15 protein-coding genes are annotated in these 23,765 nt (G+C 42.2%); 13 read left to right on the plus strand and 2 right to left on the minus strand.

All coding sequences use genetic code 11. The annotated features are described in order from the left end of the window. Positions 1-38 precede the first annotated feature (38 nt). From L0M98_RS07485 to L0M98_RS07515, 7 genes are all read left to right on the plus strand, one after another. Positions 39-1,196, plus strand: coding sequence for a FecR family protein (locus tag L0M98_RS07485; RefSeq protein ID WP_227215351.1), 1,158 nt, complete (start codon positions 39-41; stop codon positions 1,194-1,196). Between the two features lie 143 nt (positions 1,197-1,339). Next, positions 1,340-4,708, plus strand: coding sequence for a SusC/RagA family TonB-linked outer membrane protein (locus L0M98_RS07490; RefSeq protein ID WP_227215350.1), 3,369 nt, complete (start codon positions 1,340-1,342; stop codon positions 4,706-4,708). Between the two features lie 17 nt (positions 4,709-4,725). Next, positions 4,726-6,192, plus strand: a complete 1,467-nt coding sequence (locus tag L0M98_RS07495; protein WP_227215349.1) for a RagB/SusD family nutrient uptake outer membrane protein — start codon at positions 4,726-4,728, stop codon at positions 6,190-6,192. A 10-nt stretch (positions 6,193-6,202) separates the two neighbouring features. Beyond that, entirely contained in the window at positions 6,203-6,889 is a 687-nt protein-coding gene (locus tag L0M98_RS07500; protein WP_186977719.1) for a DUF4843 domain-containing protein, read from the plus strand. A 17-nt stretch (positions 6,890-6,906) separates the two neighbouring features. After that, positions 6,907-8,397 (plus strand): PKD-like family lipoprotein, encoded by a 1,491-nt coding sequence (locus tag L0M98_RS07505; RefSeq protein ID WP_227215348.1) that lies wholly within the window; start codon positions 6,907-6,909, stop codon positions 8,395-8,397. Positions 8,398-8,507: 110 nt separating this feature from the next. Next, positions 8,508-11,153 carry a zinc-dependent metalloprotease gene (locus tag L0M98_RS07510; RefSeq protein ID WP_227215347.1) on the plus strand — a complete coding sequence of 882 codons (2,646 nt, stop codon included), beginning with the start codon at positions 8,508-8,510 and terminating at the stop codon, positions 11,151-11,153. Positions 11,154-11,179: 26 nt separating this feature from the next. Further along, positions 11,180-13,774: a zinc-dependent metalloprotease gene (locus L0M98_RS07515; RefSeq protein ID WP_227215346.1), complete on the plus strand. Its 2,595-nt coding sequence runs from the start codon at positions 11,180-11,182 to the stop codon at positions 13,772-13,774. 91 nt (positions 13,775-13,865) lie between these two features. Here L0M98_RS07515 and L0M98_RS07520 read toward each other — a convergent pair whose 3' ends face one another. Beyond that, positions 13,866-15,161, minus strand: a complete 1,296-nt coding sequence (locus tag L0M98_RS07520) for a cupin domain-containing carboxymuconolactone decarboxylase family protein (protein WP_227215345.1) — start codon at positions 15,159-15,161, stop codon at positions 13,866-13,868. A 183-nt stretch (positions 15,162-15,344) separates the two neighbouring features. Between L0M98_RS07520 and L0M98_RS07525 the strand changes: the two genes are divergently transcribed. Further along, positions 15,345-16,241 (plus strand): helix-turn-helix domain-containing protein, encoded by an 897-nt coding sequence (locus L0M98_RS07525; RefSeq protein ID WP_227215344.1) that lies wholly within the window; start codon positions 15,345-15,347, stop codon positions 16,239-16,241. Positions 16,242-16,298: 57 nt separating this feature from the next. On the opposite strand, the gene L0M98_RS22670 is transcribed toward L0M98_RS07525, so the two are convergent. Continuing rightward, positions 16,299-16,544, minus strand: a complete 246-nt coding sequence (locus L0M98_RS22670) for a CPBP family glutamic-type intramembrane protease (protein ID WP_370645619.1) — start codon at positions 16,542-16,544, stop codon at positions 16,299-16,301. Positions 16,545-16,863: 319 nt separating this feature from the next. On the opposite strand from L0M98_RS22670, the gene L0M98_RS07530 reads away from it, so the two are divergent. The 5 genes from L0M98_RS07530 (at position 16,864) to L0M98_RS07550 (ending at position 23,764) form a co-directional block, all read left to right on the plus strand. Beyond that, entirely contained in the window at positions 16,864-17,505 is a 642-nt protein-coding gene (locus L0M98_RS07530; RefSeq protein WP_186977707.1) for a DUF6266 family protein, read from the plus strand. 12 nt (positions 17,506-17,517) lie between these two features. Beyond that, on the plus strand, positions 17,518-18,147 hold the full coding sequence (locus L0M98_RS07535; RefSeq protein ID WP_227215343.1) for a hypothetical protein: 630 nt from the start codon (positions 17,518-17,520) through the stop codon (positions 18,145-18,147). Between the two features lie 33 nt (positions 18,148-18,180). Further along, positions 18,181-18,765: an RNA polymerase sigma-70 factor gene (locus L0M98_RS07540; protein ID WP_227215342.1), complete on the plus strand. Its 585-nt coding sequence runs from the start codon at positions 18,181-18,183 to the stop codon at positions 18,763-18,765. Between the two features lie 57 nt (positions 18,766-18,822). Then, positions 18,823-19,995 (plus strand): FecR family protein, encoded by a 1,173-nt coding sequence (locus L0M98_RS07545; protein WP_227215341.1) that lies wholly within the window; start codon positions 18,823-18,825, stop codon positions 19,993-19,995. Between the two features lie 85 nt (positions 19,996-20,080). Beyond that, the gene (locus L0M98_RS07550; RefSeq protein ID WP_227215340.1) at positions 20,081-23,764 is read left to right on the plus strand and encodes a SusC/RagA family TonB-linked outer membrane protein; all 3,684 of its coding nucleotides are present in this window, start codon (positions 20,081-20,083) and stop codon (positions 23,762-23,764) included. Position 23,765: the final 1 nt, after the last annotated feature.

Consider the following 23,765-nt stretch of genomic DNA (forward strand, 5'->3'; position numbering starts at 1 on the left):
TTTTCTTGTTGTTCCGTGTCATTTAATAAAAAAATAAAATGACGGAACGATTTCAATATATTAATCACATTGCAGATTTAATTGCTTTAGAGCTAACAGGGAAAATTAGTGGAGAAGAGCAACAAGAATTGGACTGTTGGAAAAAAGAGTCTCCGGAGCATATGGAGTTATACAAGAAATATCATTCGGAGATTTTTGTGGCTCATAAATTTGAATTTGTAAAGGAACATGATCTTAGAGAAGCCTATCAAGTTTTCGTGGAGAGAACATATAGAGCCGTACGACGTAGACGGAGAATCATGTTTTATCGCTACGTCGGAGTTATTCTTTTGTTATTTACGCTTGGAAGTATCGTTTTTTTGACTCGGGAGAAAGAAGAAGTTCCTGTATTTTTAGCACAAAAGATAATGCCTGGGACTTGTAAAGCTGTCCTAACCCAACCGGACGGTTTGAAAGTGGATATTTCAAATACATCTTATTTGGATTATATTACAAATAAGCCTTTGCCTGTAGTTTCCATGGAGAAGGAGGAACTCGATACACTTCCCTTGCGTTATTATACCATTACTATACCACGGGGCGGAGAGTATTCGTTGACACTAAGTGATGGTAGTATTTTGACAATGAATTCGGAGTCAGAAATTCGTATTCCGGAGAATTTTGATAAAAGACAACGGGATGTTTACATGAGTGGGGAGATTTATTTCGAAATAGCTCGGGATACGGCAGTCCCTTTTATTGTTCATACTGATCGCGGAAATATTAAAGTTTTGGGGACTTCTTTTAATGTTAGGGATTATCAGGACGAAACTTTTCTGGAAACAACTCTTGTAAGTGGAAAAATTGCATTTAATCAATCCGAAAAGGAGGTTTATTTGAAGCCTAATGAACAGTTGCGTTTAAATAAAGAGAACGGAGAAACTACAGTGGAAATGGTTGATGTTCGTTTATATTGTTCGTGGAAAGAGGGGCGTTTTGTTTTCGAGAAGGAACGTTTGGAAAATATAATGAATACAATATCCCGATGGTATAACATTAATGTTTCTTATGAAGATCAAGCCGTGAAGGATATTTTATTTACCGGAAATATCAAACGGTATGGTGACTTGGAACAAGTGATTGAAATGTTGAAATTAATAAACAAAATTGATATCGAAGTAAAAGGAAATGATGTTTTTATAAAGGATTGCCAATAAAAAAAACAGGTAATACTCTCAATATCACCTGTTTAATTCTCCCGGAGAATGTCCGGAAAAATAGTATTTATTTGAATTACAAATGTATGAAAAAAAAGTTCAATTACAAAGACCATAGATGTGGTCTTCGAAAATGTTCTATTATGATGAGGTTTACAATCTTATTTATCTTGTTGTCAGTTCTCCAGATCAGAGCTGAAGTGAAATCACAGGAAACATTGTTTAATCTGAAGATGGATAATGTTTCATTGATAGAAGTACTAAAGGCAGTTGAATCTCAAGGTAATTATACTTGTTTGTATAGTTACAGCGAGGTAGCTGATGTATTACATCTGAGTATAGATGTAAAGAATGCAAGTGTCCAAGATGTTTTGAAACAAGTGTTGAAAGGAACGAATTTGCAGTTCAAAATTGTAGATCAAACAATTGTTATTCAGAATGTGAAATCTAAATCTGAATCGACGAAAACCGAACAGAAAAAAATTAAAGGGCGTGTGCTGGATAAAGAGCGGCTTCCACTTCCCGGGGTGACTGTTTTGATTAAAGGAACACTTGTGGGGTGTGCTACTGATACGGCGGGGCGTTTTACTTTGGTGTTACCTGAAAATAAAGATTTGACACTAGAATTCCGTTTTGTCGGCATGGAGCCAAAAGAGGTGAAATTGAAAGATATCACAGATCAGAATATTCTGGAAGGGAAAACTGATTTGTTGGTGGTGCTTATGGAACAAGCAGAGAGCCTCGATGATGTTGTCGTGACGGGATACGCTAATGTTAGAAAAGAATCATACACGGGTACGGCAGTCAGAATAGAGGGGAAAGATATATTGAAGGTTGGGAATCGTAACGTGATATCGGCTTTACAAGTATTTGATCCTTCATTTCGGATTATGGAAAATAATTTGATGGGGTCGGATCCCAATACCATACCGGAGTTTTATATTCGGGGACAATCGGGTGTCGGTATTCGAGAATTGGATGTCTCGGATGTTTCTGAAGCAAAGTTAAAAAATAACCCCAACTTACCTATTTTTATTTTGGATGGTTTTGACGTGAGTGCTGAAAAAATCTATGATATGGACCCAACCCGTATTCATAGTATCACGATATTGAAAGATGCGGCAGCAACAGCTATTTATGGTTCCCGGGCTTCGAATGGTGTCATTGTTGTTGAAACGAAAGCCCCGAAAGCCGGGAAGTTAAATGTGAGTTATAATCTAGTTGGTAGTATCACAACCCCGGATTTATCCAGCTATGATTATTTTGATGCAAAGGAAAAATTGGATGCGGAGGTTGCTGCCGGATATTACGAGGTGAATGACCAGCAATCACTTCGAGAGGTTTACGCCCACTATATTGATAAGATGAATGCTATCAATAAAGGAGTCGATACTTATTGGCTGAGTCAGCCGTTGAGAACCGGTTTTAATCACAAGCACAGCTTGTACGTGGATGGTGGTAATGATGCTGTACGTTATGGGATAGAACTTCGGTACGATAACGAGAACGGGGTGATGAAGAAATCATACCGGAATCGGGTGGGAGCCGGTTTTTATATTGACTATCGTTTGAAAAATATGCAGATACGTAATCATGTTTCCTATGATCGGGTAAATGCGAAGAATTCTCCATTTGGTAGTTTTGCCGATTTCGTGAAACAGTTACCCTATAACGAGATGAAAGATGAAACGGGACACTACTTGCCGACTTTGACAATGTATGGTAGTGGTAATCCTCCCGTGAATCCGATGTTCGAGGGGAAGGAAACAAAGAATTTCGACAAGAATTATTATGAGGAATTCACGAATAATTTTATGTTGGATTGGTATATTACAGATGCTTTCCGATTGAAAGCCCAATTGGCGTTGACCAAAAGAGTAGAAGGTTCAAAGACGTTTATAGATCCGAAATCAGGTACTTTCGCAAACGTGAGGGATGATCTTGGTGAGTTGAAAGGTTCTTTAGCTGTTTCTGACGGTAAGGATTTTCACTGGACCACGAATTTGTTGTTAATGTATAACCAAACTTTCGGCAATCATTATTTAACAGGGACATTGGGCTTAAATACAACCGAAACGACGTATTACAGTACTTCAAGTGCTTACAAGGGATTCCCTTCCGGAAGTTTGAATTCCATCATGTATGCCCAGCAGCAAGATGGAAAAACACAGGAAACGGATAATCATACTCGTTTATTTGGAGCATTTCTGACGATGAACTACTCGTATAAAGATATTTACTTGTGTGATGTATCTTGTCGTTTGGACGGTTCCTCTGAATTTGGTGCGGATAAAAAGTGGGCTCCATTTTGGTCTGCGGGAGTTGGTTTGAATGTACATCGTTATAAATTTTTAAATGATAACGAATGGATTTCTCAGTTAAAGCTTACGGCTTCTTTCGGACAAACCGGTAAGGTAAATTTCCAACCCTATGCGGCCAAAGATATTTATGAAATCTATGATAAGAATTGGTACATCACGGGAATGGGCGTACAATTAATGGCTTTAGGGAACACCACACTGGGATGGGAAGTGAAAAATGCCACGAATGTAGGAGTGGAAATCACGTTGAAAGAAGGTTTGCTTTATTTGAAAACAACTTACTATCACGAGAAAACCACGGATATGATCACGGAGATCGATATTCCGTCATCATTCGGTTTCAATAAATATTTTGATAATTTGGGAGAAATCAAAAATACAGGTTTTGAATTCCAGTTACGTTCGGATATATTGAATAAAAAAGATATGTTGTTTTCAGTATTTGCCAATCTTTCCCACAATAAAAATGAGATATTGAAAATATCCAATTCATTGAGTAATTATAACGATAAAGTAAATGAACATTACGAAGGTTATAATCAATGGAATTCCAGTGACGAGAAATATGCGAAACCATTTATGAAATATGAAGAAGGTGGTTCGTTAACCTCCATTTTCGGAATGAAGTCTTTGGGGATTGATCCGTCTAGCGGGCAGGAAGTATTTGAGAGAAAGGACGGAACAATTACCTATGATTGGGAAGCAAACGAGCAACAGATAATAGGAAACACTGAGCCCGATGCTAAAGGTTCATTTGGTTTTAACTTCATGTGGAAATCATTATCTGTTTACGCTTCTTTCATGTATGAATTCGGGGGAGAACGCTACAATGATACTTACCCTACTCATATTGAAAGTGTGGATTTATGGAGACATAATGCGGATAAACGAGTTTATTCCGATCGTTGGATGCATATCGGCGACCGTACTCCATTGAAGAATATTGCAGACCGTTCGGCAGTATCTCGTCCAACTTCCCGTTTTGTTCAAAAATATAATACCCTTGATTTTAATTCATTGAGTGTTTCATGGTCATTTGAAGGCAATTGGATTAAGAAGTTAAAAATAAACACTTTGAAGTTACAATTTAATACGACAGGATTGGCTCATTTTTCAACGGTAAAACAAGAAAGAGGGACATCCTATCCTTATGCCAGAGTATATGATTTGACATTGAATGTTAGCTTTTAATCGTAAAAGTGTTGATTATGAAAAGAAATATTGTTTTATTATTATTATTCGTGTTGACAGCTTCATGTAATGATTGGCTGGAAATTACACCGAAGAGTCAAATAAGTAAGGAAAAATTGTATTCTGACGAAATTGGCTTCCAGAATGCATTGAATGGTATATATCAAGGAGCCTCTGTTTCAGATTTGTATGGTAAAAATCTGACTTGGGGTATGTTAACAGCTATTTCTCAGACTTATAATCCGGAATCACTACAAGAGGCGGAATCTTATTTTTCTGAATACACGTATGACAACGAATACACGAAACCTATTGTTACCGCGGTTTGGGAGGGGCTATACAAATTAATTGCTAATTGTAATTTACTATTGAATGAGATAAGTGATGCTTCTCCCTCGTTATTTACTTTGGATACAGTATCTAAAAATGTGATTACCGGGGAAGCGTTAGCGTTGAGAGCATTCTTCCATTTTGATATTATTCGTCTTTACGCTCCGGCTCCGGTGACGGAGGATGAAACTCCCTTAATTCCGTATCAGGCAGAATGGCCTTCGGAGATTAAAACGAATCTCGGCGTGACGGCTGCGTTGGAGGAGGTCATCAAGGATTTGTTATTGGCAAAAGACTATCTTGCTTTATGCGATACTTCGTTTAACAAGTCGGCCATGTCTAGTTTTGATGCTCGTTTTAACGGTAATTTCTGGCCCGCTCAAGGTGGTACTTTTATGAATTACCGGGGAATGCGGATGAATTATTGTGCAGTTTTGGGAATGTTGGCCCGCGTGTACCTTTATAAGGGAGATAAGGAACGTGCTTATCAATACGCATGGGAATTTTATAATAAGTTCGTGTTTGGTAAAAAATGGTTTAAATATAATGCTCCCTATGACTTTACAGATGATTTGACATATCGATGTAAGAAGCATTTGTCTGATTGTTTGTTTGCTTTCTATAATTTTGACTTGCTGGATAATTATGCTGATTATACGGTATATTGGGGCGACCCGATGATGATTCAAGGTGTGGATGAAATTTTTGAAAATGACGGAGATGATTATCGTAAAAATTATCTATTGGAGAAGAAGGAGGACTGGGAGACGACCTATACCTCTCTAAAATACAGAAGAGTGAATTCATTCTCGATAGATTCCGGGGAAGGACGTGTATTACCCAACTTGCGAATGAGCGAAATATATTATATTTTGATCGAGTGCTTGTATGAAAAAGATCAAGCAAAAGCTTTTGAATTATTACAGGAATTGAGAAGGGCTAGAGGGTGCAAGCGTATAGTGAGCTCTGCTTTGGGAATTAGTGATTTACAGGATATTTTGATTAATGACGCTCGCCGGGAATTTATAGGGGAGGGGCAGTTGTTCTTCATGTATAAACGATTGAACAAATCTATTTTGAGTGTCGGTGCGGCAGTTAATCCCAGCAATAAGGTATTTGTATTGGGAATCCCGGATAGTCAGAAAATCTATTAATTAAGAAATTATGAAAAGATATTTATATTTAGCATTGTGTTTGTTGGGGATGATCGGATGTTCAACAGACAATATTGATTTGTATCAATCAGATGGATATATTTCTTTTGTGAATAAAGAGGCGGATACACTTATGATTTCGTTTTTCCTTTTGGGAAATTTGCAGGAATACGACTTACCTGTTGCGGTTCGGTTTACAGGAGATCCTCTGCTGGAGAAAGAGGCTATTTCTCTTTCTGTGAATAAAGAAGGGACAACAGCTGACACTAAATTTTATGATTTGCCTCAACCCGAGTTTCAGGCGATGAGCCATTTGGATACTTTCTACGTGAAACTTAAAAATTTCCCGGAATTGCAGCAGAAGACGGTTACCCTATGTTTGGAACTGGCTGAAAACGAAAATTTTAAACTGGGAGATCGTTATTATCGCCGGATGCATTTGAAGATAAATGATAATGTTGCAAAACCTTCGTGGTGGACTCCTGATGTCGAGACTTATTATTTAGGGGGGTATTCCGATAAGAAATTTCGGGAATTGATGACAGCGGCACAACCCGATTTGAGTAAGGTGGACGAAGGGTTAATTCGTACTTGGGCTTTGAAATTGAAATATCATTTGGAAGAACGGGCATCTTCTCCGTTAGGACCTGTCACGGAGGTTGACGGTTCATTAATGAGTGTTCCTGTCAGAGGTTAATCTAAAATGAGAAAACGATGAGAATAAATAAATTACTTTATGGAATATTAATTGCCGTTTTCGGTTTTTCATCTTGTTATGATGACAAAGGCAATTACGATTACAAGGAATTGGGCGTTAACGATATCACAATATCATTTAAATCTTATACGGTAACACCGTTTTACGGTGAGCCTGCAATATTTGTTCCGATAATTAAATATGCCAATAAGGAGGTTGATACGACAATTTATAAATTTGAGTATTGTTTTGAGAAGTATGGTGTTGTGTGTACGGAGCGGAACATGAATTATGTGTTTCAAGGTGAAACGGGTAGTGTGTCTGGAATTGTGATAGCAACGGACACAACCACGGGTAAGAAATGGTATCAGTCGGTTTCTGTTTCCTATCAAAGTCCTTACGAGAAAGGATGGATAGTTTTATCCGATGATGGAGGGAAATCTCGACTCAATATGATACGCTTGAGGAATGACGAGTATGTCACAGACCAGAAATTGTACACGACGCTTTATGGTGAAGATTTGGGTACACAACCTTATCGCTTATTCTTGAATACAAAGGGAATGTCTTGGAATGAAAACAAGGAATTGCGTGTGCTACAATATGGTCCGGAGGGTTCGGTTTCCTTGAATCCGAAGAATTTGGAGAAAACAAAAACACTTGCATCGGAATTCGCTTCCGGCGAGGAACCCGATGGCTTGAAACCTGTTACTATGGGATTCTCGGCTAATGCTGCTGTTGTTGTAGGTGACAAAGGGGATATGTACACCCGAACTTATAATAATGATAAACTGAATTATAGTATGTTTGTGGATATACCAATGAAGTATAACAATCGGATATTGGATATTCAATATGTTTTGACTGATCATCCGATCCAGACTATGTATAATATTATTATATATGATCGGGCAACCCAACGTTTTATGACGATTTATGCGGCAGCTTATTATTACGCGGGTACGCCCAGTGTATTGAATCCTCCGGTTGTATTGCCTCCTAATATTCCTACACCGAACAAGCTGACAGGCTACGAGAATTTATATTCCCAGTTGTTCAACACCAGTTATTATGAAACGGGAGTGTTCGCTTTATTGAAAAACGAGGAGGGGAAAATTTTTGCTTACTCTTTTTCTTATGACACTGGCGATGATGTATGCACGGCTTTATCCATGAGTGAATTTACCGCAAGTGACAAGGTAAATGAAAATACAAAATTTCATCGTTTGAGATCCAGACCTTATTTATTTATTGCTACGGGTTCAGCCTTGTATTATTATGATTTGAACACGAATATAGCATATCCTTACAAAACTGATTTTTCCGGGAATATCACTTGTATCGAATCGGATTATATAAATAAAGACTCTGCGGTGGGTATAGGTTTGGATAATGGCGAGTTTTATTTGTTGGATGTGTCGGAAGATGTATTTATGAGCGGACAAATTCCGGAACCGATATATCATACGAAGGTGGCGGGGAAAGTCGTGGATTGTTTGTGTAAGTAGAATTTTATAAAAAATGAGATAGGTGTTATCAGGACAGGGAAGACAACCTGTCCTGATATTAGAGAACACGTGTTTTTTTACATATATGTAATTGTTTCAAGATCACTGCTATGAGATTTAAAATCATTTTTGTTTTGCTGGCAATGTTATGTATTGCCACTACAGTGGATGCTCGTAAAAAAGATAAGAAAAAAGCGAGTCAGGAGGTGAAGTTAGAGAAGAAAGACTCTAAATATGAAGAATTATTTAAAGATAAAGCTTGTGAATCGGTAAAAGGAATGCTTACGATTCATAAAATGGATGGAAAGGTATATTTCGAATTACCATTGAGTTTGTTGGGGCGTGAGATGCTGCTTGGCTCGACGGTAAGTGAGATTACGGATAATCGTTTTTCTATCGTGGGAGAAAAGCCGTATGACCCTCTACATGTAGTGTTCACGAAGGCAGATTCGATGGTTAGCCTGCGTTTGGTTACGTCTGATTTTGTTTCCCGGGATGAAAATATAATCGAGAGGATTCGGGAAAGCAAAGTTCCTGCTATTTTGAGAAATTTCGAAGTAAAAGCCTATACTCCGGATAGTACGGCAATTGTGATAGACGTTACAAGTTTTTTCTTGGATGATATCGATAATATGGGACCTTTTAATCCATATAGTCCTATCACCGGGTATGGTAGAGCTTGGATAGAGAAAGAATTTAAAGCCGGAGATTCTCGAATTGCAACAATCAAGGCTTTTTCTGATAATATTAGTGTGCAGTCTTCTATGGTGTATACCGTGAATGTCAGGGATGAGCGATATTATTATGTCTATAAGCAACCTTTCACGGCACTGATGAATCGTAGTTTGATTTTGTTGCCGGATGAACCGATGAAACCTAGACTGGCGGATCCTAGAATCAATATATTCGTGACAATGAAAACTTTATTCCGTAACGAGGGGAATGGGGTAAAAAGAATTTATTATGCCAATCGTTGGCGGTTGGAACCTAAAGACGAGGAAAAATTTCGTAATGGTGAATTAGTCGAGCCTCGTAAACCTATTATCTTCTACATAGATAATGCGTTTCCGGCAAGTTGGAAACCTTACATTAAAGAAGGAATTGAAAAATGGAATCTGGCTTTTGAAAAAATAGGTTTCAAGAATGCTATTGTTACGAGAGATTTTCCCACGGATGATCTGGAGTTTGATCCTGATAATCTGAAATATTCTTGTGTTCGTTATTCTCCTTCTCAAGTAGCGAACGCTATGGGACCTTCTTGGACAGATCCGAGGAGTGGAGAAATATTAAATGCTTCTGTCTATTTATATCATAACCTCATACAGTTGGTGCAAGACTGGCGTTTTTTACAAACTTCTCCGGCAGATCCGGAGGTGAGGAAGATGAAATTGGGGGATGATATGCTAGGAGAATGTATTCGTTACGTGGTGAGTCATGAAGTCGGTCATTGTTTGTCTTTAATGCATAATATGGCTGGTTCTTCAGCTATCCCGACAGATTCTTTACGTTCCCCGGCTTTCACCCAAAAGTATGGAACAACGTATTCTATTATGGATTATGCGCGCAATAATTATATCGCCCAACCGGGAGATAAAGAACGAGGGGTACGCTTGACTCCTCCGGAATTGGGAATCTATGATTATTTTTCAATTAAATGGCTGTATACTCCTTTTTTAGATATGCGGACTCCGGAAGAAGAAGTACCGGTCTTGTCGGCTTGGATCAGTGAAAAGTCCGGAGATCCTATTTATCGGTATGGAAAACAGCAGCTTGATGTGCACATTGATCCCAGTTCCATGGAAGAGGACTTGGGAGATAATGCCGTGAAATCGGCAGAATACGGGGTGAGAAATTTGAAATACGTGTTGGAGCATCTCAATGAATGGGTAGGAAAGAAAGACTTTGATTACTCTTTCCGGGCAAGAATGTATAATGAGGTTTTATACCAATACTTGCGGTACGTGAATCACGTGTTAAGTAATATCGGGGGTATCTATTTGAATGAACGCTATGCAAGTGACAAACGCCCGAGTTACCAGCCTGTACCCAAAGAGAGGCAAAAACAAGCATTGCACTTCTTGTTGCAGGAGATGAAAGATCTTTCATGGCTGAATGGCGAGCAGTTTAAAGAGGGGTTTGCGTTATCGGGGAATATGTCGAATTTAATTGAAAATGAATTGTTTGAATCATTGATGAACTGTCCTTTTGCTTTAAATCTATGTGCCGAAAAAACAAAAAGTAATCCTTACACGGAAGAAGAATTTATGGAAGATTTTTCTCGTTTCGTCTGGGAATCAACCCGAAAAGGAAAAACATTAACAGAAACCGAAAAATCGTGGCAGATTAAATTCTTGACTCATGTGTTTGGAAATGCAGGTGTACAGAAGGGACTGAACGAAGAATCAATGGGTGCTTTAGCTTTTACCGCGAATCAATGTCAGGTTGCTATACCGGAGGTAATCAAGGAAAGAAGTCGTTCGTATTTCGGAATATTGCCTCCCTCTATTCTAGGGCGTTTCACGAATCAAGTGGAGCAGGTTGTTCCGATTTGTACAGATAATATGACACCCCGGGAAAAAGCCGGATTCGGTTTCTTTGTAGCGGCGCAACAGAAAGGTAAGCCTATGGAGCATTTTTATTTCTCTTTATTGAAAGACATACAACGTTTATTGAAAGAAAAGGCGAACACTGGGTCTTCAGATACTCGTGAGCACTATCGTTTACTCTTGTATAAGATTGAAAAAGCGTTGAAATAGTAAGTCCTGAAAATGTGAAATGAGATATGAAAAAGATTCTATATTTTAATATACTTGTTTTCTTGTTGTGCGGATGGGGTATGCCTGTTGCCGCGAAACAAAAGAAAGAAGAAGACCGACAAAAAACGGAAATAAAGACCCCTTATCAGAAGTTTTTTGAAGGTAAGAAAAAAGTGACCAAAGAAGGATGGATGAAAGTACACCGGATAAATGGAAAAGTGTACGTGGAGTTCCCCTCTGTTTATTTAGGAAAAGATATGTTGTTTGCTTCTTCCATTGAAAATACCAGTGATAATGGAGAAGGTGTTGTCGGGCAATTTGCCGGTGCGGGAATTGTTTTCCGGTTTATCAAGCAGGATTCAGTGATACAGGCAAATATGATTAGAAATCTTCCCTTTGACACGGGTGATAATCGGGACTTGACAGATTTGCTGCAAAAATCAAATTGTGGTGGTGTGTACACAAGTTTTAAAATAGAAGCGATAAACCCGACAGATTCATCCTATTTAATAGATATGACACCTCTCTTTCTGGAAAGTTCTTACAATACCAATCCGTTTTCCGGTTTTTCTGGAAATTCATTGTTCGGTTTTGTATCCAGAATTCATAATTACAGGGCGGAACGTTCGTTTTTGAAAGATATTGATGCTAAGGCATGGAACATAAATGTAAAATGTGAATTGAGTTATAATGTCGACCGTTTAATATTCGGTGCGTTTTTGAAAGATAAAGATGTACCCGTAACGGTAACAGTGAACAAGATGCTGACCCTGTTGCCGGAAAATATGATGCGTCCTCGTTTGGCAGATCCCAGAATAGGTGTGTTACCCGAAAGGAAAATGAATTTTTCGGATTCGAAGGACGGGGCAAAGCAAATTTACCTTGCCAAGCGTTGGAGAATAGAACCAGTGAGTGAAAGCGATTATAAACAGGGGAAGATAGTGGAACCCCGTCAGCCGATTGTCTTTTACTTGGACTCTCTGATGCCTGAATTTTGGAAACCTTATGTCAGGGCTGGTGTTGAGGCTTGGAATCAGGCTTTTGAAAGAATCGGGTTTAAAAATGTTGTTCGAGTGAAGGATTTTCCCGTGAAGGATACGACTTTTGATGCTAATGACATTCGGTTTTCCACGATACGTTTTTCCCCGTCAGTATTATGGATGACGAATATACAGACTTCATTACATGAAGATCCGAGAAGCGGGGAAATTTTGAATGCGTCGATCTATATACACCAGAATTTGATTTATGCGATGATAAAAAATCGTATGGTGGCAACCATGACGGCGGATTCCTCCGTGAGGCATGTCTGTTTGCCTGATTCGGAAGTCGGTAATATGATGAAGATGCATGTGATGCAAGCTGTTGGAAAATGTTTGGGGTTGGCGGAGAACTTGGGTGCATCCTACGCGTATCCGGTGGATTCATTGCGTTCGGCTTCGTTTACAAAGGAATACGGGTTGAGTCCTTCGATAATGGATGATCTGGTTTATAATTATATCGCTCAGCCGGAAGATGTGCAAAAAGGCGTTCTTTTGGAGCCTAAAGGTTTAGGAGTATATGATTTTTTTGCCATAAAATGGCTGTATGAGCCTATCTACGGGGTACAAGATTTCCAAGAGGAACTCACGACACTTGACCGATGGATTAAAGAGAGCCAACAACAACCTTACTGTCGATTCGGTAGCAAGCAGATAGGATATCCTGTTTATGATCCTTCCGTGGCGCGAGGAGATTTGGGGGATGATCAAGTAAAAGCGTTGGGGTATTTGCTGAAGAATGCGAAAATAGCTGTTCAACACTTGAATGAATGGTATGCGGAAAATGACGAGAACTTACAGATGCGGGCAGAACTGTCCCAGTATCTGGACGGTCTGCTAACAGGTAGAATACAGGATGTGGCTAATATTATCGGTGGTATTTATCTCCGGGATGTGAGAAATGGTGATGATAAGCCTTCTTACGAAGTTATTCCTCGCGAGAAACAGCGTGCCGCGGTAAAATGTTTACTTCAATTGACAAATGAATTCTCTTGGCTTGACGATAATATATTGATGAATGAATTAGAAATTCAAGACAGTCGGGGAGATTTAATGCGACAGTTGGTCGTGTCCAGTTTGTTTGCTCGAATTAAACCGGTTGCCTTGTGTACGGAAAAATCTAAAGAGGCTTATTCGATTCGGGAATATATCTGTGATCTTTATCAATGGGTCTGGGGAAAAACTTTAAAGAACCAAAAACTGACTAGGAATGAAATGGATGTGCAAAGAGCTTTTTTGACAAGCGTTATACAAACTTCTGCGGTAGATGCTTCCGTATCATCTTTCGAACCAGTCGGTCAGGTTGCGTTAGTTACTCCTGAAAGAAATAATTTAGCCGCACGTTACTGTAAGACTGTTTTGGAACAAATGGTTCGTGACAGGGCAAAAATGCAGCAAAGTGGTTTCAGTCCGATACCCATGATTCAACAGAATAATTATCCTGTTGCCCATATTTATTACAAAATGTTGTTGGATATTCAACAGTTATTGAAAACGAGAATACAATCTAGTTCCGGGGCTACTCGTCAACACTATGATTATTTGTTGTTTAAGATAAGACGGGCTTTGGAATTGAAATAATCTATGTAAACTGTATCAGTGTTTATTCGATTTTAAATAAAAATCCCATTACTTCCCGAAAAAGTAATGGGATTTATTAAGTTGTATTTACTTATTCTATATCCTTAATAATATGTATCGCATTCAATGCCAGAGGAAAACCGATATATGGCAGGCATTGAATCATGGCAGCGATGAGGGTTTCCTTGTTGTTTCCCGCTTTAAGGTTGCCTTGCGCGTGCGATTCGATTTGCCGTTCTGCACCGAGGGTTGCCAAGATGCAGAGGGATAATAATTCACGAGTTTTAATATCCAGCCCGCTCCGGGTGTAAAAGTCGCCGAAACACATTTCCGTGAGGAGGCGGGGAAGAGTGTCATTCATTCCGGCGGGGAGAGTTTTCAACGCTTCTTTCATTTTTTCGCCGTAGAGCGCGTGTTGGATTTCTTTCCCTTTCTCGAATCGTTCTTCCTCTTTCACGGTTTCTTGGGATTCCAACGGTAGGGCGATACCACGTTCTTTGAATACCTCGTTGATCGTGCCAAGTGCGTTCAGTGTTTTCGGGAAACCGATAAACGGGGCGCACAAGTAAACTAATTCCCGCAATTCAACGGGAGTAACTCCCGCGTTCAAGGCTGCCCCGGCGTGGGCTTTCAGTTGTGGCAACGTCTGCATCGCGGTTAATGTAATGCAGGTGATCATCTCACGTGTTTTCATATCCAGATTACCGGTGCGGAAAATATCCCCGAAGATGAACTTCTGGAGAATATCCATCATTTCCGGATCCGAACCTTGTCCGGTTAATGCTTCTCCGCCGAACAAGGTGGTATAATTCTTTTTGCATAACTCGATTCTATCCGTATCTTTTCCATTTTTAGGCGTTTGTTGCGCGAAAGTAGAAACCGCTTCCGAGTATTCCTCGTCAGTCACTTCGCCCATCCATTCCGTGTTGTTCTCGCTGACTCTGGGCGTAATTCCGATATGCGTGAAGCGGCTGTCCGGGGCGGCTCCATGCCAGTGAATCGTGTTGGCGGGGATATTCACCACGTCGCCGGGTTGTAAGCGTCGTGCCGGTTTACCTTTTTCTTGGTAGTAACCGATGCCTTCCGTGCAAAGCAAAATCTGACCTATCGTGTGCGAGTGCCAGTAATTGCGTGTTCCCGGGGCAAAAGTGACATTGTACACGTTACACTCGTACTCCGGTTGACCGGATAGGTATTGCAACCAAGCTTCCCCGGTGAAATTTGCCGTAACGGGTGTGCCTAAACCCAGCACCGGCTCCGTTTTCTTTGTAGATGCTTCCATCGTTAATTTGTTTTGATTATTATTTTTACTGTAAGTGCCATTCTTGCATGAATTTGTAAATGTCATGACCATGCAAATCATTATTAAAACGAAATTCTTTCTCATGTGTATTTTGTTTTAGGTTAAGATTTCAGTTTAATTCTATCCGGTTTCTTTATTACAAAGATATTTCACCTCGTGCGACAGGATGGTATATGGATTACGGATGTTTGTACCCATTTTACAGGTCGGGAATAAATTCATGAAGAAAATTTTTAACTTTGTATCAGACATATAATAGTAGAACCCATGGACGAGATATTGAATATTGAAACAATAGACCAGTACAATAAGCTGTACAATCAGGAAACGTTGCACCCTCTCGTGAGTGTTGTCGATCTTTCGAAATCAAAAGAGAGAAGGTATTGCCGGATGAATTTTGGTCTTTACGCTCTCTTCTTGAAGGAAGTCAAGTGCGGGGATATGCGTTACGGGCGTAATTATTACGATTACCAAGAAGGGACGGTAGTTTGTATCGCCCCGGGACAGGTGGTCGGTTTCGAGGACACGGGCGAAGTCTATCAGCCGAAGGGGCGGGGATTGGTGTTTCATCCCGATTTGATTCGGGGTACGTCATTGGCGCGGGATATCAAGAATTACTCTTTTTTCTCTTACGAGTCGAACGAGGCTTTGCACCTTTCGGAGCGGGAGAGGGGAATCGTGCTCGACTGTCTGAATAAGATATTGATGGAATTGGAGCACTCGATTGATAAGCATAGTAAACGGCTTATTGTCACGAATATCGAGTTATTGCTTGATTACTGTACCCGTTTCTACGAGCGGCAGTTTATCACTCGCGAGAGCGTGAACAAGGATACGCTCACGAGGTTCGAGAATCTGATAAACGAGTATTTCCAAAATCAGGTACAGACGGAAGGATTGCCTTCCGTGAAATATTTTGCAGATAAAATATGCTTGTCACCCAATTACTTCGGGGATTTGATTAAAAAGGAAACGGGGAAATCGGCACAGGAATATATCCAGTTGAAATTGATAGGTGTCGCCAAAGAAAAAGTGCTTAACCCGGCTAAAACGATTAGCCAGATCGCTTACGAACTGGGATTCCAGTACCCGCAGCATTTCGTGCGTGTTTTCAAAAAGCGGGTGGGGTGTACCCCATCGGAGTATCGGTTGCAAGGTTCGTGATGTTTTTTTTCAATGTATTATGGAGAATAAAGGCTATCGAAAACAACCTTCGCGAAATTAACTTATCCAAAGGCGAAGGGAAGTTACCAGATTCCATAACACGTGTAGAGCGATAACATGACCGAATCCTAGCTGAATTCTTGTGTGCCCGAAGATTAAGGCTCCGGCGAAGATAGCCAAGAAGAACGTTATAGGCATGTTATAGATATGGTATATCGTGAAAAGAGTTGCCGATAGGTAGAAAATAACGGTAGGGTGGGTATTCCATTTGTAAAAGAAATGGAAGTTTGTGGTGATAGATATGCATAAATATCGATTACTGGGTGTGGTTTCCGGTAATTATAGTTTATTGTATAAAATAATATAAAAGACATACTTCAATAGGGTATATTACTGTAATATTATAGTTATTTTCTAGGTATTCGCTCCTATTCACTTCCCATTCCACTCCCATTTAAAGTCTATTTTAATAAAATATTTATTGTATTTTATTTGCATTTAGATGGATTTTATTATATATTTGTCCTATCGGATATTTGTTATAGATAACGGTGAATGATAGGATTTTCTTATGATTTGACCGATAAGTAGGTATGTATGGTGTAAGTAAAACAAGGAAGGTATGGCTACATTAAATGATTCTTTATTGAGTGGGGCGTCAGGGAAACTTGATGGCTACGTGATTTATCGGGTGGGGAAGAAGACGTATATGCGGAAATTGGCGGAGAATGTGTCTAACCCTCGTACGGACGGGCAGACGATGCAGCGGGCGAAGTTGCCGGGGGCACAGACGATGTATCGTGCGATGCGGGATGGTATGTTGAAAGATGTGCTTGATGTTGCCGCTCGCGAGGAAGAGCGGCGTTCCGGTTATCATTGGTTTTTGCACGCTAATATGAACGTGTTCGGGAAAGAGCATTATATTGATTACTCGAGATTGGAATTGACGGCAGGGAGTTTGCAATTGCCTTTCGAGATGAAAATGATCGAGGGGGACGAAACGTACGCTTTGTTTAGTTGGATAGATAATTCCGGTTCGGTGACGGCACAGGCGACAGATCGGTTGCTGGTAGCCGCGATCTTTGACGATGAACCGTATAGTCCGGTGGTGTTGGAGATGGATAGGTCGTGCAGGGGTGACGGTGCGGGAGTCGTGAATTTGCCCGAGGGTACGTGGAAAACGGTACATTTATATTGTTTTTTCGCTTCGGAAACGGAGAGGCGTTATTCCCCGTGCCGGTATTTTAGTATTAGTAAATCTTAAAAAGAAACGGTTATGGCTATATTCGATTCGACTATTTTTCGAGATTTGTCAGGGTCCGTGGGAAACGTGACCGCGTATAAATTGGGTGACAAGCAGGTGGCAAGGGCAAAGACTTTCGTCGTGCGGGATGCGAAGTCTTTGGCTCAGTTAAAGCAGCGTTTGCGGATGAAAGAGGTTGCCCGGCTTAGGCGGGGGATTGTGGGGGTGTTGCCCTTGGGGTTTTGTACTTCGTCAAGGAAGGTGTGTTTGAATGGTTTCTTGAAAGAGAATATCAAAAAAGTGGAGGTTGATGATGATTTGAATGTGACGTTCGATTTGTTGTCCCTTTCGCTTTCTGCCGGGGAGTTGGCGTTGCCGTCGATACAGGCGGAGGTTGACGGGGATATGCGGCGGGTGATGTTTCATTGGGAGAAGCAACCGTTGATGCCTTATATGTTCAAGGATGACCGTTTGTACGGGGTGGTATATGAAAGTGGCTTGCGGAGGTGTAGGAAGGTGGAGTTGGGGACGAGGGGTGTGAGTGGGGATATGGCGTGGGAGTTGCCGAGAGATTGGGACGCGGGGAAGTTGGTGGTGTACGGTTTTGCCGTGAGTGCCGACGGGAAGAAGGCGTCGGGGACGTTGGGCGTGTGCCGGAGTTGAACAGGATGTGGTGGCTCGTAAAGATGTCGTAAGATGGATGATTTTCAAGATAGTGATGTGTTGGTGAAGTCCTTGCGGAGTGGTGAGGAAAGGGCATTCGTGTATCTTTTTGATAATTATTATGACGGTTTGGTGAATTATGCCGGGCGTATCGTGAAGGAGGTGGAGTTGGCAAATGATTTGGTGCAGAGCACGTTTTGTAAACTTTACGAGGATAGGAAGGTGTTGGATGTGCGATTGTCGATTAAGTCGTATTTGTATAAGTCCGTGTATAATAGTTGTTTGAATGCGATTAAACATCAAAAGGTTGTCCGTAATTATATCGACCGTGAGATGTTGGATTTTTATTTCGAGGAGGTTGTTCAGCGACCGGAGGTAGAGCTGGAATTGCTGGAACAGGATATAAGAAAGGTGCTTGAAGAGGCTGTAGAACGGTTGCCTGAGCGTTGCCGGGAGGTATTTGTCTTGAGTAAAATGGAGGAATTGTCTAATAAGGAGATCGCGGAGAAGTTGAATGTTTCCGTGAAAACGGTTGAAGCACAGATGACTAAAGCTTTGTCCCGTTTGCGGAAGGATTTGGAATGGTTACTTTGTGTTATTTTTGTTACAAATTTTTGATTCGGGCGTAGGGGTTATCCTTTTCAGAGTTGTCATATAGGTATAAAGGAAAATACTATGGCAAACGAGATGGATGAATTGATATGGCGAGTGCTTGACGGGAAGGCTTCTCCCGGGGAGATTCACCGTGTGGCGGAGTGGGTGAAGGAGTCCGGCAATAGGGTGTATTTCCGACAGTTGCGGAAGGTCTGGAATCTGGTGAATGGTCCGAGTGTTACCCCGGAACGGAAACGGGTGGAGTTGGAGCGTTTTCGGAATTTCATGCGTCAACAGCCCGTGAGAAAAGAGAGGCGTTTGGTTTGGAAAGAGGGGTGGTACAAGTATGCTGCCGTTATAGTTATTCCTGTTTTGATAGCTGTTTATTTGTCGTGGTACGAGTTTGCGCGGGAGGATACGCGGGTGCTTTTGAACGAGGAACCGGTGTATCCGGGTACCCGTCAAGCGATATTGACTATCGCGGGCGGGGATACGATAGCCTTGCCTCCGAATCGGGATGTGGATATTCAATTGGCTGGTCAAGTGCGTGTTGTTGGTTCGGGAGAGAGTATCGCTTACGAGTTGGGCGAGGGGGAGTGCGCGAGTGAGGAGCGGTATAATACGTTGACGACTCCGGTCGGGGGTGAGTATCAAGTGGTGTTGTCCGACGGGTCCCGAGTGTGGTTGAACGCGTTGACACGACTGCGTTACCCGGAGATATTCAAGGAGGATTGTCGTGAGGTGCATTTGAGCGGGGAAGCTTATTTCGAGGTGGCGCATGATCCGGAGCGTCCGTTCGTGGTGGTGGCGAATGGGGTGGAGGTGACGGTTTACGGCACGCGGTTTAACGTGAATAATTACGGGACGGACGTGGTACGAACCGTGTTGGTTGACGGTAAGGTGGGAATACGGGTTATGGAGTCGGGCAAAGAGGTGGTGTTGAGCCCGAATGATATGGCGGAGTTTTTCGAGGTGTCGCGGTCTGTAAAAGTGAGGAAGGTTGACCCGTACGTGTACACGGCGTGGAAGGAGGGTAAATTCGTGTTTGAGGATGAGCCTATCGAGGAGATTATGAAGCGTTTGAGTAACTGGTATGGCGTAAAAGTTCTTTATGCTGACGAACGGGTGAAGAAGCAGACGTTCACGGGGGTGATTACCCGTTACACGGAGGTGAGTAACGTGTTGCATTTGATCGGGGAAACGGCTGTCGTGCGCTTTCAGTTGAATGGAAATGTCGTGACCGTGGGTACGTGATAAAAATAAAACCGGTAGTTATTGGGCTAACTACCGGTAGTAGATTGATGCGTTTGCATCAAAATGTCAAACTAATTGCAAAGTTATGAAAAAATTTGAAGAATCGGGAATTTATGTCGCGAGAGGGTGTGTATTGCTGTTATTTTTGTTGTTTACGACGGGAGTTATGGCGCAACACCAGAAGGTGACGATCGACGTGAGAGATGTCGGCGTACAGGAAGTGTTTAAATCCATTAACAAGCAGACGGGGTTGGATTTCGTGTACGGGGCGTTGCAGTTGAAGGAGCTTGGTACGGTGACACTTCAGATGAGGGATGTGACGGTGGAGGAGTTGATGGCGAAGTTGTTTGCCGGGACACAGTTCGAGTACAAGTTTGAAATGAAGTCGATTGTTATCAAGAAAAAGGAGAAGAGGGATGAGGTGAGGAACCGGAGTTTGAGCGGAAGCGTGAAGGACGAGAATGGAAAACCGTTGCCGGGCGTGACGGTGGCGGTGAAGGGGATTAGTTTGGGTACTGCCACGGATAAGGATGGGAAGTATAAGTTGTTTTTCCCGTGGGTGGAGAAGCCGGTTATCGTGTTTTCTTTTATCGGTATGGAAACTTTGGAGGTCAAGTACGCGGGCAATGACACGATCAATGTGGTGATGAAGGAGTGTGTCGCTGAGTTGGAGGAGGTGTTGGTGCAAACGGGTTACCAGTCGATTGACCCGAGAAAGAACACCAGCGCTGTTACCACGATTAAGGCCGCAGATATTATTACTCCGGGGTTGCAGACGATAGACCAGATGCTGGAGGGGTACGTGCCGGGGATGGTTTTTATGCAGAACACGGGACAGATTGGTGCCGCACCGCGTTTGCGCGTCAGGGGGACTTCCACCGTGTTGGGGTCGCAGGAGCCGTTGTGGGTGATTGACGGGATCGTGCAAGAGAATCCGGTGAACGTGGATCCCTCGCAGATTAATGATTTGGATTTCGTGAATCTGTTGGGGAATGCCATATCCGGCTTGAATCCGGAGGACATCGAGCAAATCGACGTGCTGAAGGATGCTTCGGCAACGGCTATATACGGTGCCCGCGCGGGGAATGGCGTGATCGTGATCACGACGAAGAAGGGGAAGGCGGGTCCGCCCTCGGTGTCTTATTCGTTTTCCGGCACGTATACCCGTCGCCCTTATTACACGGACCGTGCTGTGAACGTGATGAATAGCGAGGAACGGATTGATTTCTCGCGTGAGTTGATTGCCAAGCAGACGGTTTACCCGACAATTAAGACTTGGATCGGGTACGAGGAAGCGATCAGGAAGTATTACAGGGGGGAGATTTCTTTCGAGAAGTTCCAGCAAGACGTGGGGTATTACGAGCGAGTGAACACGGATTGGTTCGATCTGTTGATGCAGAATTCATTCTCGCATAAGCACACGCTGAGTTTGTCGGGCGGAACGGACAAGACGAAGTATTACGCTTCCGTGGGGTATAGCGATATGAAGGGTGCCGAGCGGAGGGAGAAGAATAAGTTGTACTCGGTCAGCTTGAAGGTGGATGTGAATTACAATCGTTTCGATTTGCATTTTGATATGAAAGGGAACGTGGGAGAGAAGAGATACACGCCTTCGGATGTGGGTGTCACGGAATACGCTTATAATACCACGAGGGCTCTTCCTGCCTACACGGAATCGGGAGATTACTGGTATTACGTGCGGGAGGGAAGCGATAATACGGGGTATTATCAATTGTTTAATATCTTGAAGGAGGTGGAAAACAGCACGCAGGATATTGATTCTCACGGGATGACTTTTACCGGAACGTTGGGGTACCGTATCATGGACCCGTTGAAGTTTGCCTTGACGCTTTCTTATTCGGTGAATAACACGGAACAGGATATTTGGCACGGGGAGGATACTTATTATTGCAGGAAGTTGAGGTCGAATATGCCGGATGGCTCGGAGAATCTTAATTATAATAGATTGCCCGTGGGTGGGGAATTGCAGGAGAAGAACACGAGAAGGAATGCCTATACTTTGAGGGGACAGTTGAATTTTAACAAGTATTTGGATGTTGCCCGGAATCACATGATCGTGGCGGCTGTAGGTGGGGAAATGTCTTCTAACAAGTACAAGGGGCTGGAGCAGACTTATCGCGGTTTTTTGAAGGAACGCGGGTTGCAGATGGCGGAGATTGATTTGAAAAAGTACGTGAAGTACGCGGAGTGGTTGCAAACGGCAGAGGCGAAGGGGATTCGTACGGATCAGTTGACGAATATGATTTCGGGGTATTTCACATTATCGTATAGTTACAAGGATTACTATACGTTGAATTTTAATACCCGCGTGGATGCCTCGAACAAGTTTGGTTCCCGCGCGAATGATAAGTTTTTGCCGATATGGTCGGTTTCCGGGAGGCTTAATTTGAAGGAGGCGTTTATGGAGCGTGCCAATTGGGTGAACACGTTGGCTTTGAGGGCTTCGTTCGGTTATCAGGGAAATATGCTGGATTCGGAAACGGTGGAAACTGTAATAAAGCGGGGAACGCATGACAAGTATTTTAACGAGTACGCTTCTACGATTTACAAGTATCCCAATCCTTTGTTGAAGTGGGAGAAAATTTCCAGCGTGAATACGACTTTGGATTTTGCTTTTTTGAAAAATAAGATCCGGGGTTCTGTTTCTTATTATTACAAGAAGACGAGGGATGCTTTTTTGAGCAAGAAGGTTTCGGAGGTTAACGGAATAGATGCTTACGTGGTGAACAAGGGTACGTTGACGAATCGGGGGATGGAGCTCGCGTTGAATTTTATCCCGGTGAACACGTTTGGCGGTGGTTCGAAAAACGGTTTTCGCTGGAGTTTTGATCCTCAGTTCGGTCAGGTGATTAATAAGTTGCTTAACAAAGCTATAAATAACGGCAAGAAGCAGAGTTTGCGCGACGAGGATAATATTACTTACACGGATTATTTGAATGGAAGGGTAGAAGTTGCCGGTCGACCGTTGAATAGTTTCTTCTCTTACCGTTTCGCGGGTTTGGACCCGGCGGATGGCCGCCCGATGTTCAGTGGCACAGAGGTTAATTACACGGTGAATGGAGAGGAAGTGCTGGGAGAAGATGGCGAGGTGATCACGAACAAGAGTCGTTACGCTGAGATGACGAAGGAGCAGGTGTTCCTGGAAGTGATGGATTATTCCGGTTGCCGTGTGCCGAAGTTGCAGGGAGGTGTACGTAATACATTTTCTTATAGAGGGTTTGCGTTGGCGTTGAATTTGAGTTATAGTATAGGTTCTAAGGTGCGTTTGTTGAGAATGTATCCGAATATTGCCAAGGAGAACGGAACGTTGGCTCCACAGCCGATGGAGAACGTTCGCCGGGAGTTTTTAAGGCGTTGGAAGAGCCCGGGGGATGAGGCGTACACGAATGTGCCGGGGATTATATCGGATGATGAGTTCGTGAAGTCTTTGTCTAACGGTTGGTGGCGTAAAGAAACGTATTCGTTCGGGACGAATATCTGGCAAATGTATGATTACTCGGATATTCGTGTCGTGAGCGGGAATTATCTTAAAATACAATCGGTGTCGTTGCGTTATAATGTGCCGACGAGATGGTGTAACCGGTTGTTTTTGAAAAGTGCTTACGTGAGTTTGTCGGGTACAAACCTGTACACTTGGGGGGCTAAGGCGTTGAAAGGGCAGGATCCTTCCACGCAAACGGGTAGTTCGACGAAAATTGCGCAGTCCGTGCGTCCCACGTATTCGTTTAGTTTGAATGTAACTTTTTAAT

This window comes from Butyricimonas sp. DFI.6.44, assembly GCF_022132345.1.
GTDB lineage: Bacteria > Bacteroidota > Bacteroidia > Bacteroidales > Marinifilaceae > Butyricimonas > Butyricimonas muris.

What these genes read in the sequence shown, in the direction of transcription:
- L0M98_RS07550 (WP_227215340.1), top strand. Translation starts at nt 20,081, where the DNA reads ATGAAAAAATTTGAAGAATCGGGAATTTATGTCGCGAGAGGGTGTGTA.
- L0M98_RS07510 (WP_227215347.1), top strand. Translation starts at nt 8,508, where the DNA reads ATGAGATTTAAAATCATTTTTGTTTTGCTGGCAATGTTATGTATTGCC.
- L0M98_RS07515 (WP_227215346.1), top strand. Translation starts at nt 11,180, where the DNA reads ATGAAAAAGATTCTATATTTTAATATACTTGTTTTCTTGTTGTGCGGA.
- L0M98_RS07520 (WP_227215345.1), bottom strand. Translation starts at nt 15,161, where the DNA reads ATGAGAAAGAATTTCGTTTTAATAATGATTTGCATGGTCATGACATTT.
- L0M98_RS07495 (WP_227215349.1), top strand. Translation starts at nt 4,726, where the DNA reads ATGAAAAGAAATATTGTTTTATTATTATTATTCGTGTTGACAGCTTCA.
- L0M98_RS07530 (WP_186977707.1), top strand. Translation starts at nt 16,864, where the DNA reads ATGGCTACATTAAATGATTCTTTATTGAGTGGGGCGTCAGGGAAACTT.
- L0M98_RS07535 (WP_227215343.1), top strand. Translation starts at nt 17,518, where the DNA reads ATGGCTATATTCGATTCGACTATTTTTCGAGATTTGTCAGGGTCCGTG.
- L0M98_RS07485 (WP_227215351.1), top strand. Translation starts at nt 39, where the DNA reads ATGACGGAACGATTTCAATATATTAATCACATTGCAGATTTAATTGCT.
- L0M98_RS07500 (WP_186977719.1), top strand. Translation starts at nt 6,203, where the DNA reads ATGAAAAGATATTTATATTTAGCATTGTGTTTGTTGGGGATGATCGGA.
- L0M98_RS07545 (WP_227215341.1), top strand. Translation starts at nt 18,823, where the DNA reads ATGGCAAACGAGATGGATGAATTGATATGGCGAGTGCTTGACGGGAAG.
- L0M98_RS07490 (WP_227215350.1), top strand. Translation starts at nt 1,340, where the DNA reads ATGATGAGGTTTACAATCTTATTTATCTTGTTGTCAGTTCTCCAGATC.
- L0M98_RS07525 (WP_227215344.1), top strand. Translation starts at nt 15,345, where the DNA reads ATGGACGAGATATTGAATATTGAAACAATAGACCAGTACAATAAGCTG.
- L0M98_RS07505 (WP_227215348.1), top strand. Translation starts at nt 6,907, where the DNA reads ATGAGAATAAATAAATTACTTTATGGAATATTAATTGCCGTTTTCGGT.
- L0M98_RS07540 (WP_227215342.1), top strand. Translation starts at nt 18,181, where the DNA reads ATGGATGATTTTCAAGATAGTGATGTGTTGGTGAAGTCCTTGCGGAGT.